This window comes from Inquilinus sp. (genome assembly GCF_039594555.1).
Lineage (GTDB): Bacteria > Pseudomonadota > Alphaproteobacteria > DSM-16000 > Inquilinaceae > Inquilinus.
In genome coordinates, this window is the sequence record NZ_JBCNNF010000270.1 from 1 (window position 1) to 9,597 (window position 9,597).

10 protein-coding genes are annotated in these 9,597 nt (G+C 69.9%); 9 read left to right on the forward strand and 1 reads right to left on the reverse strand.

All coding sequences use genetic code 11. The annotated features are described in order from the left end of the window. The first annotated feature begins 16 nt into the window (after window positions 1–16). A complete protein-coding gene (dnaE, locus tag ABDW35_RS24630) occupies window positions 17–3,490 on the forward strand; it encodes a DNA polymerase III subunit alpha (RefSeq protein ID WP_343716505.1) in 3,474 nt (1,157 codons plus the stop codon). 12 nt (window positions 3,491–3,502) lie between these two features. On the opposite strand, the gene ABDW35_RS24635 is transcribed toward dnaE, so the two are convergent. After that, entirely contained in the window at window positions 3,503–3,889 is a 387-nt protein-coding gene (locus ABDW35_RS24635) for a hypothetical protein (protein ID WP_343716506.1), read from the reverse strand. Between the two features lie 124 nt (window positions 3,890–4,013). Between ABDW35_RS24635 and ABDW35_RS24640 the strand changes: the two genes are divergently transcribed. The 8 genes from ABDW35_RS24640 to queG form a co-directional block, all read left to right on the forward strand. Continuing rightward, a complete protein-coding gene (locus ABDW35_RS24640; RefSeq protein WP_343716507.1) occupies window positions 4,014–4,583 on the forward strand; it encodes a chromate transporter in 570 nt (189 codons plus the stop codon). A 26-nt stretch (window positions 4,584–4,609) separates the two neighbouring features. Continuing rightward, a complete protein-coding gene (locus tag ABDW35_RS24645; protein WP_343716508.1) occupies window positions 4,610–5,134 on the forward strand; it encodes a chromate transporter in 525 nt (174 codons plus the stop codon). 64 nt (window positions 5,135–5,198) lie between these two features. Then, the gene (locus ABDW35_RS24650; RefSeq protein WP_343716509.1) at window positions 5,199–5,615 is read left to right on the forward strand and encodes a DUF3592 domain-containing protein; all 417 of its coding nucleotides are present in this window, start codon (window positions 5,199–5,201) and stop codon (window positions 5,613–5,615) included. A gap of 112 nt (window positions 5,616–5,727) precedes the next feature. After that, the gene (locus ABDW35_RS24655) at window positions 5,728–6,267 is read left to right on the forward strand and encodes a queuosine precursor transporter (RefSeq protein WP_343716510.1); all 540 of its coding nucleotides are present in this window, start codon (window positions 5,728–5,730) and stop codon (window positions 6,265–6,267) included. 10 nt (window positions 6,268–6,277) lie between these two features. Next, window positions 6,278–7,318, forward strand: coding sequence for a tRNA preQ1(34) S-adenosylmethionine ribosyltransferase-isomerase QueA (queA, locus tag ABDW35_RS24660; protein WP_343716511.1), 1,041 nt, complete (start codon window positions 6,278–6,280; stop codon window positions 7,316–7,318). Next, window positions 7,311–8,438 carry a tRNA guanosine(34) transglycosylase Tgt gene (gene tgt, locus ABDW35_RS24665; RefSeq protein ID WP_343716512.1) on the forward strand — a complete coding sequence of 376 codons (1,128 nt, stop codon included), beginning with the start codon at window positions 7,311–7,313 and terminating at the stop codon, window positions 8,436–8,438. Before queA ends, tgt begins: the two co-directional genes overlap by 8 nt. A gap of 9 nt (window positions 8,439–8,447) precedes the next feature. After that, on the forward strand, window positions 8,448–8,924 hold the full coding sequence (gene queF, locus ABDW35_RS24670; protein WP_343716513.1) for a preQ(1) synthase: 477 nt from the start codon (window positions 8,448–8,450) through the stop codon (window positions 8,922–8,924). Next, window positions 8,921–9,597, forward strand: a 677-nt coding sequence (gene queG / locus ABDW35_RS24675; protein ID WP_343716514.1) for a tRNA epoxyqueuosine(34) reductase QueG, incomplete at its 3' end; no start/stop codon positions are given. The genes queF and queG, both read left to right, overlap by 4 nt.

Consider the following 9,597-nt stretch of genomic DNA (forward strand, 5'->3'; position numbering starts at 1 on the left):
ACCGCGGAGAGCCGCCATGACACACGCCGATTTCGTCCATCTGCGCGTGCACAGCGCCTATTCCCTCTCGGAAGGGGCGATCAAGATCAAGGAGCTGGTCGGCATCTGCAAGAAGATGCAGATGCCGGCCGTGGCGGTCACCGACACCGGCAACCTGTTCGGCGCGCTGGAATTCTCCTTCGCCGCCAAGGACTACGGCATCCAGCCGATCATCGGCACCATCCTCGCCATCACCCGGGCGGAGACCGAATCGGGCGCCCGCGTCGGCGGCCCGGCCATCGCCGAGCCGGACTGCCTGGTGCTGCTGGCCCAGAACGAGGCCGGCTACGAGAACCTGATGGCGCTGACCAGCCGCGCCTATCTGGAGACCGAGCAGGGCCTGGCGCCCCAACTGCCCTTGGAGGCGCTGGAGGGCCACACCGAGGGCGTGATCGCCCTGACCGGCGGGCCGCGCGGCCCGGTCGGCCGCTTGCTGCTGGCCGAGCATCCGGAGCGGGCGGCGGGCACGCTGCGCTATCTGAAGACGCTGTTCCCCGGCCGGCTCTATGTCGAGTTGATGCGCCACGGCATGGAGGAGGAGGACCGGATCGAGGCCGGCCTCATCGACCTCGCCTATCAGGAGGACGTGCCGCTCGTCGCCACCAATGACTGCTTCTTCGCCGGCGAGGACATGTACGAGGCGCATGACGCCCTGCTGTGCATCGCCGACGGCACCTATGTCGTCGAGGCCAACCGCCGGCGGGTGACGCGCGACCATCGCTTCCGCACGGCCGAGGAGATGCGGCAGCTCTTCGCCGACCTGCCGGAGGCGGTCGACAACACGCTGGTGATCGCCCGGCGCTGCGCCTTCATGCCGAAGAAGCGCAACCCGATCCTGCCCGCCTTCACCGGCGATGCCGGCCGCAGCGAGGCGGAGGAGCTGCGGGCCCAGGCGCATGAGGGGCTGAAGGCCCGGCTGGAGGCGCATGTCTACACGCCGGAGATGACGGCCGAGGCGCGCGAGGCGGTGCGGGAGAAATACACCGCCCGCCTCGACTATGAGCTCGACGTCATCGAGAAGATGGGGTTCCCGGGCTATTTCCTGATCGTCTCGGACTTCATCAAATGGTCCAAGGCGCACGACATCCCGGTCGGGCCGGGCCGCGGCTCCGGCGCCGGCTCGGTCGTCGCCTGGGTGCTGACCATCACCGACCTCGACCCGCTGCGCTTCGGCCTGCTGTTCGAGCGCTTCCTGAACCCCGAGCGCGTGTCGATGCCGGACTTCGACATCGACTTCTGCCAGGACCGGCGCGACGAGGTGATCTCCTATGTCCGCGACCGCTACGGGCACGACCGGGTGGCGCAGATCATCACCTTCGGAAAGCTGCAGGCCCGCGCCGTGCTGCGCGACGTCGGCCGCGTGCTGCAGATGCCCTATGGCCAGGTCGACCGCATCTGCAAGCTGGTGCCGAACAACCCGGCGAACCCGGTCACCCTGGCCCAGGCGATCGAGGGCGAGCCGGCGCTGCAGCAGGAGCGCGACAACGACGAGCGGGTGCGCCACCTGATCGACCTGGCGATGAAGCTGGAGGGGCTGTACCGCCACGCCTCGACCCACGCCGCCGGCGTCGTCATCGGCGACCGGCCGCTGCACGAGCTGGTGGCGCTGTACCGAGACCCGCGCTCGCCGATCCCGGCCACCCAGTTCAACATGAAGTATGTCGAGCAGGCCGGGCTGGTGAAGTTCGACTTCCTCGGCCTGAAGACCCTGACCGTGCTGCGCACGGCGGAGAACCTGCTGAAGGCCAGCGGCCTCGACATCGACCTGGCGAAGATCCCGCTCGACGATCCGACCACCTACGCCATGCTCGGGCGGGCGGAATCGACCGGCGTGTTCCAGCTGGAAAGCTCGGGCATGCGCGACGTGCTGCGCCGGATGAAGCCGAACCGGGTCGAGGACATCATCGCGCTGGTGGCGCTGTACCGCCCCGGCCCGATGGACAACATCCCGACCTACATCGAGGTGAAAAACGGCACGAAGGCGCCGGACTATCTGCACCCGTCGCTGCAGCCGATCCTGGAAGAGACCTACGGCATCATGGTCTATCAGGAGCAGGTGATGCAGGTGGCGCAGACCCTGGCGGGCTATTCGCTTGGCGGCGCCGACCTGCTGCGCCGCGCCATGGGCAAGAAGATCAAGGCGGAGATGGATGCCCAGAAGAAGACCTTCGTCGAGGGCGCGTCGGCGCGCGGCGTGCCGGAGGGGCAGGCCGCCAACATCTTCGACCAGGTCGAGAAGTTCGCCGGCTACGGCTTCAACAAGTCGCACGCCGCCGCCTATGCCATCGTCGCCTACCAGACCGCCTATCTGAAGGCGAACCACCCGGTCGAGTTCCTGGCCGCGTCGATGACGCTCGACCTCGGCAACACCGACAAGCTGAACGTCTTCCGGCAGGAGCTGACGCGCCTCAAGATCAAGCTGCTGATCCCGGACATCAACAAGTCCGACGCGGTGTTCGCGGTGGAGACGCTGCCCGATGGCGCCAAGGCCATCCGCTACGCCCTCGGCGCGATCAAGGGCGTCGGGCCGGAGGCGATGCGCAGCCTGGTGCAGGAGCGGGAGCGCGGCGGGCCCTTCAAAGACCTGTTCGACCTGGCGCGGCGGCTCGACCTCAAGCTGCTGAACAAGCGCCAGCTGGAGAACCTGGCCCGGGCCGGCGCCTTCGATTCGATCGACAAGAACCGTGCGCGCGTTGTCGCCTCCTTCGAGACGCTGCTGCGCTATGCCCACACCGTGGCGGCGGAGCGCGACAGCGGCCAGATCGGCCTGTTCGGCGGCCCGGCCGGCGGGGGCCTCAGCGCGCCGCCGCTGCCCAGCATCCCGGACTGGGATTCGATGGAGCGGCTGAAGCAGGAATTCGACGCGGTCGGCTTCTACCTCTCGGCCCATCCGCTCGACACCTACAACACCAAGCGCCTGGGCTCGGTGCGCTCGGCCGAGATCGGGCAGAAGATGCGGATGGGGCACACCCAGCTGCGCCTCGCCGGCATCCTGATGGCGAAGCGCGAGATGACGACCAAGACCGGCAACCGCATGTGCTTCGGCACCTTCTCCGACGCCAGCGGGGTGTTCGAGGTCACCTTCTTCGCCGAGACCCTGGCCACGGCCCGGCAGCTGCTCGAGGTTGGCGCCGCCCTGGCGATGGCGGTGGAGATTCAGAGCCGCGGCGAGGAGCTGCGGCTGACCGCGCTATCGGTCGAGCCGATAGATCAGGCCCTGGCGAAGAGCGCCGCCCGGTTCGTGATCTATGTCGACGGGGTGCAGGCGATCCAGCCGCTGCACGGGCTGCTGGACCGCGAGGGGCAGGGCCGCTGCAAGGTCAACCTGCAGCTGCTGCTGTCGCCGACCGAGGAGGTCGAGATCGAGCTGCCCGGGGGCTATGCGGTGGGCGGCAAGGCCAAGGCGGCGCTGAAATCGGTGCCGGGGGTGCTCAGCGTCGAGGAGTTCTAAATCCGCCCCGGTTCAAGGGGCGTAGCTGCGGTCCACCCGCCGGATGTGCAGGGCCTCGACCGCAGCGTCTCTCCAGCTCTGCGGCATCCCGCGGCCGAGGAACAGCTCGGCGCCAACGATCAGCAGGAAGACGAGGGCGCATCCCAGCCAAAGCCCGGCCATGGCGCGGGAGGCTCGCGGGCCGGCGAGATGCGGGTTGGTGGCGAAGCGCAGCAGCGCGATCAGCACCATGGTCCAGCCGATCCCGCCGGGGAAGACCAGGCCGTTGGCTCCGCCGATGTCCCAGGACAGCACCAGCATCCACGCGCCCATGAAAGCCAGAATCGGCACGTCGTAGCGCGGGGCCGGCGATGCCCGGTCGGCGGAGCGGTACGATGATCGATGATCCGGCATCGGCATTCGGCGTCGTCCCTCGCTGCCATGGCGACTGGACGATGATACCCGGACTCGGTGTCGCGCCCCTTGTTGCCTTGCCGCGCCTGCGCTTGAGTTGGGGCATCGCGGAGAATAGGGGTCGGCAGGCATGGCTGAGACCGCAGCGGAGATGGCGGCCGGGCCGCCGGGCCTGGGTCAGATCTTCCTGGCCTTCAGCAAGATCGGGCTGACCAGCTTCGGCGGCGGGCTGAGCGGCTGGATGCTGCGGGAGTTCGTGCAGAACCGGCGCTGGGTGTCGGAGGCCGACTTCCTCAACGGCCTCGCTTTGGCCCAGGCCTTTCCCGGCGTCAACGTCGTCAACCTGTCGCTGTGGATCGGCTTCCGCCTGCGCGGCGGGCCGGGGGCGCTGGCCGGGGTGCTGGGCATGATCGTGCCGGCGATGCTGGTCGCCATCGCTGCCGCCGCGGCCTTCGCCGAGGTGGCGCAGTATCGCTCCGTCCACCTGGCGCTCGCCGGTGCTGCGGCCGCCGCGGTCGGGCTGTCGCTGCAGATGGGCGTGCGCGCTGCGCGTCGGGCGGCGCGCTCCCTCGTGCCGGTGGCGATCATCATCGCCACCTTCCTGGCCATCGGTGTGCTGCGCCTGCCGCTGCTGCCGGTGATGGCGGTGCTGGCGCCGCTCAGCATTGCCTATGCCGCCTGGCGGCCGCGGAGGGACTGAGCGATGGACCGGCCACGGAGGGGCTGATGGACAATGTGCTGGTGCGGCTGCTGATCGTCTTCGTGCCGCTGTCCTTCCTCAGCGTCGGCGGCGGCCAGAGCATCGTCGCCGACATCCACCGCCAGTCGGTCGGCGTCTATGGCTGGATGACCGACGCCCGCTTCCTCGACCTGTTCGGCCTGTCGCGGATGACGCCGGGGCCGGGGTCGCTGCTGGTGACGCTGGTCGGCTGGCAGGCCGCCGGCTGGGCCGGGGCGCTGGTGGCGACGACCGCGATCTTCGTCCCGTCCTCGCTGCTGGTCTACGGCCTGGCCCGGCTGTGGGCCCGGTATCGCGGCGCGCCGTGGCAGCGGGCGGTCGAGACCGGGCTGGCGCCGGTCGCCGCCGGCATGGTGCTGGCCGCGTCTTTCACCCTGCTGCAGGCGGCGGAGGGCGGAGTGCTGGCCTGGGCCATCGCCGCGATCTCCTGCCTGTCCCTGCTGTTCACCCGGGTCAATCCCCTGCTGCTGCTGGGCGCCGGCGCCGTGCTGTTCCTCTTGGTCCAACCCTGAAGTCCCGGAGATTGCCACAATACCGGGTTATGCCCGATCCTCGGCGAAACGAGGGGAGGCGGCGATGGCTCGAGTCACCGGCGTGCGGGCTCTGCCCATTCTGGGATTGGTCTTCTTCGGCCTTGGCCTCGTCGGCCTGATCGCCGCCGGCGTGCTGGCGTGGCGGGAGAAGGACAGCAGCCGCACGGCCACGACCGACGGCGTGATCGTCGACTTCAACAATGGGCCGGTGGTCGAGTTCACCACGGCGGAGGGCGCGACGGCGCAGTTCCATAGCCCGGTGCGCAGCTCCTCCTTCGCCCGCGGGCAGCATCTGCCGGTGGCCTATGATCCGGCCGATCCCGGCGACGCGGCGGTCGACGGCTTCGCCGGGCGCTGGTTCCTGCCCAGCCTGTTCGGCATCATCTTCGGCGTGTTCCTGGTGATCGGCCTCGCGCTCTCGCTGCTCGGGCGGATCCTGCGGCCCCGCCAGGCGGCATGACCGCCCCGCGGGCCGCGACGGTGGCCAAGCCGGCCGAGTTGCGCTAAAAGCCCCACCGGACCCGGGCGCCGGATGGCTGCGCCGCGGGCGTTTTGCATTGGAAGAGCCTGTCTTGCGCACCGAAACCCGCGGCATGGGCCTGGCGCTGATCGCGATGATCGCCGTCGTGCTGGCCTCGAACTACCTGGTCCAGTTCCCGATCAACGACTGGCTGACCTGGGGTGCCTTCACCTATCCGGTCACCTTCCTGGTCACCGACCTGACCAACCGCTTCTTCGGTCCGCATCGCGCCCGCCAGGTCGCCTATACCGGCTTCGCCCTGGCGGTGGTGCTGTCGCTGTGGCTGGCCGACTGGCGCATCGCCGTCGCCTCCGGCACCGCCTTCCTGGTCGGGCAGCTGCTCGACATCCACATCTTCAACCGGCTGCGCCGCGCCGCCTGGTGGCGCGCGCCCTTCATCGGCTCGGCCCTCGGCTCGGTGGTCGACACCGCGATCTTCTTCACCATCGCCTTCGCCGGCACCGGCCTGCCGATCCTGACCCTGATGGCCGGCGACCTGTCGGTGAAACTGGCCTGCGCCCTCTTGTTCCTGGCGCCGTTCCGGGCGCTGATGAACCTGGTCATGCCGATGCCGGCGCTGCAGAACGGCTGACCCTGTTCCGATGCGTGTCGACGAGTTCGATTTCGACCTGCCGCGGCAGCTGATCGCCGACCGGCCGGCCGAGCCGCGCGAAGCCGCCCGGCTGCTCGAGGTCGCGGCCGACGGCCTGGCTGACCGGCATATCGGTGACCTGCCGGGCCGGCTGCGCGCCGGCGACCTGCTGGTGGTCAACGACACCCGCGTCATCCCGGCCCGGCTGCACGGCAAGCGCGGCCTGGCGGGGATCGAGATCATGCTGCACCAGCCGGCCGAGGCCGGGCGCTGGCGCGCCTTCGCCCGCCCGGCCAAGAAGCTGAAGCCAGGCGACGTGGTCCGGTTCGCCGACGACTTCGCCGCCACCATCGTCGCCAAGGGCGAGGCCGGCGAGGTCGAGGTCGCCTTCGACGATCCCGCCAACCTGGCCGCCCAGCTGCAGCGGCACGGCGAGATCCCGCTGCCGCCCTATATCGACCGGCCGGACGGGCCGGATGAGCGCGACCGCACCGACTACCAGACCGTCTTCGCCCGGCATGACGGCGCCGTCGCCGCGCCGACCGCCGGGCTGCACTTCACTCCGTCGCTGCTGGACGCGCTGGCGGCGCACGGCATCGAGACGGTCCGCTTGACCCTGCATGTCGGCGCCGGCACCTTCCTGCCGGTGAAGAGCGACACGGTCGAAGGCCATGTCATGCATGCCGAGCGCGGCGTGCTGACCGCCGTGGCCGCGGAGCGGATCAACGCCGTGCGCGCCGCCGGCGGCCGCATCGTCTCGGTCGGCACCACCAGCCTGCGCCTGCTGGAGAGCGCGGCGGCCGGGGACGGCACCGTGCGGCCTTTCGACGGGTCGACGGCGATCTTCATCACCCCGGGCTACCGCTTCCGCGCCGTCGACCTGCTGGTGACGAATTTCCACCTGCCTCGGTCGACCCTGTTCATGCTGGTCTGCGCCTTCGCCGGCATAGAGCGGATGAAGCAGGCCTATTCCCATGCCATTTCCGCGGGCTACCGTTTCTACTCCTACGGCGACGCCTGCCTGCTGCACCGGTCGGACAGAGATGACTGAGTTCCGCTTCGAACCCCTGGCGCGCGACGGCGCCGCCCGCACCGGCCGCCTGCACACCGCCCATGGCGTGGTCCAGACCCCGACCTTCATGCCGGTCGGCACCGCCGCGACGGTGAAGGCGATGCGGCCGGAGGAGGTGGCGGCCACCGGCGCCCAGATCGTGCTGGGCAACACGTACCACCTGATGCTGCGCCCGGGGGCGGAGCGGGTGGCCCGGCTGGGTGGCCTGCACCGCTTCATGAACTGGCCAGGCCCGATCCTGACCGATTCCGGCGGCTTCCAGGTGATGTCGCTGTCGCAGCTGCGGCGCATGGACAAGGACGGCGTAACCTTCCGTTCGCATCTCGACGGCAGCGAGCACCGGCTGTCCCCGGCGCGGTCGACCGAGATCCAGCACCTGCTCGATGCCACCATCACCATGGCCTTCGACGAGTGCACGCCCTTCCCGGCGGAGCCGGAGGTGGCGGCCAGCTCGATGCGGCTGTCGATGGGCTGGGCGCAGCGCTCGCGCGACGCCTTCGTCGCCCGGCCCGGCTACGGCCAGTTCGGCATCGTCCAGGGCAGCATCTACCCCGACCTCCGGCTGGAATCCGCGGCGGCGCTGACCGCGATCGGCTTCGAGGGCTATGCCATCGGCGGCCTGGCGGTGGGCGAGGGGCAGGAGCGGATGTTCGCCGCCCTCGACGTCACCGTGCCGGCGCTGCCGGACGACCGGCCGCGCTACCTGATGGGCGTGGGCAAGCCGTCGGACCTGGTCGGCTCGGTCCGCCGCGGCGTCGACATGTTCGACTGCGTGCTGCCGACCCGGTCCGGCCGCACCGGCCAGGCCTTCACCCGCCGCGGCACGGTCAATTTGCGCAACGCCCGCCACCAGGACGACCAGCGCCCGCTGGACGAAGCCTGCCGCTGCCCGGCCTGCCGGCAGTACAGCCGCGCCTATCTGCACCATCTGATCCGTAGTGAGGAGGTCTTGGGGCTGATGCTGCTGACCCAGCACAACCTGACCTATTATCAGGACCTGATGGCCGGGCTGCGCGGCGCCATCACCGCCGGCACGCTCGACGCCTTCGCCTCCGCCTTCGAGGCGGAGCAGGCGCAGGGCGACATCCCGGCCCTCTGAGGAGAGATCATGGCCCGCAAGGCAAAGGCGCAAGGCACGGAAGCCCTCACCCAGCTCGGCCAGGCCACGGCGCTGCCGGCCTCGCCGGAGGACGCGGTGCTGGAGACGGTGCCGAACCCGCGCCCCAAGCAGCTGTACCTGGTGCGCTTCACCGCGCCGGAATTTACCTCGCTGTGCCCGATCACCGGCCAGCCCGACTTCGCCCATCTGGTGATCGACTATGCCCCGGCGGCGAAGATCGTCGAGAGCAAGTCGCTGAAGTTGTTCCTCGGCTCGTTCCGCAACCACGGCGCCTTCCACGAGGACTGCACCGTCTATGTGGCGGAGCGGCTGATCAAGGCGATGAAGCCGCGCTGGCTGCGCATCGGCGGCTACTGGTACCCGCGCGGCGGCATCCCGATCGACGTGTTCTACCAGAGCGGGCCGGCGCCCGAGGGCCTGTGGCTGCCCGACCAGGGCGTGCCCTCCTACCGCGGACGAGGATGAGCGGCGCGGCCGACATAAAAGACCGTATCCGGGCCGAGGCCTTCGCCCTCGGCTTCGACACCGCCGGCTTCGCCGCCGCCACGCCCGACCCCAGGCTGCGGGAGCGGCTGGAGCTGTTCCTCGGCGAGGGCCAGCACGGCGACATGGGCTGGCTGGAGGCCAATACCGACCGCCGCGCCGACCCGCAGACGCTGTGGCCTGACGCCCTGACCGTGCTGTCGCTCGGCCTCAATTACGGCCCGGCCGAGGATCCGCTGCCGCTGCTCGAGCAGCGGGAGAGGGGGGTGATCTCGGTCTATGCCCAGGGCCGCGACTACCATGACGTGGTCAAGAAGAAGCTGAAGGCGCTGGGCGGCTGGATCCACCGCACCTTCAAGACCGAGCTGAAGGTCTTCGTCGACACCGCGCCGGTGATGGAGAAGCCGCTGGCGATGCGGGCCGGGATCGGCTGGCAGGGCAAGCACACCAACTTGGTGTCGCGCGACTGGGGCTCCTGGCTGTTCCTGGGCGAGATCTACCTGGCGATCGAGTTGCCGCCGGACGCGCCGGAGCGCGACCGCTGCGGCTCCTGCCATGCCTGCCTCGACATCTGCCCGACCTCGGCCTTCCCGGCACCCTACCGGCTCGACGCCCGGCGCTGCATCTCCTACCTGACGATCGAGCACAAGGGGCC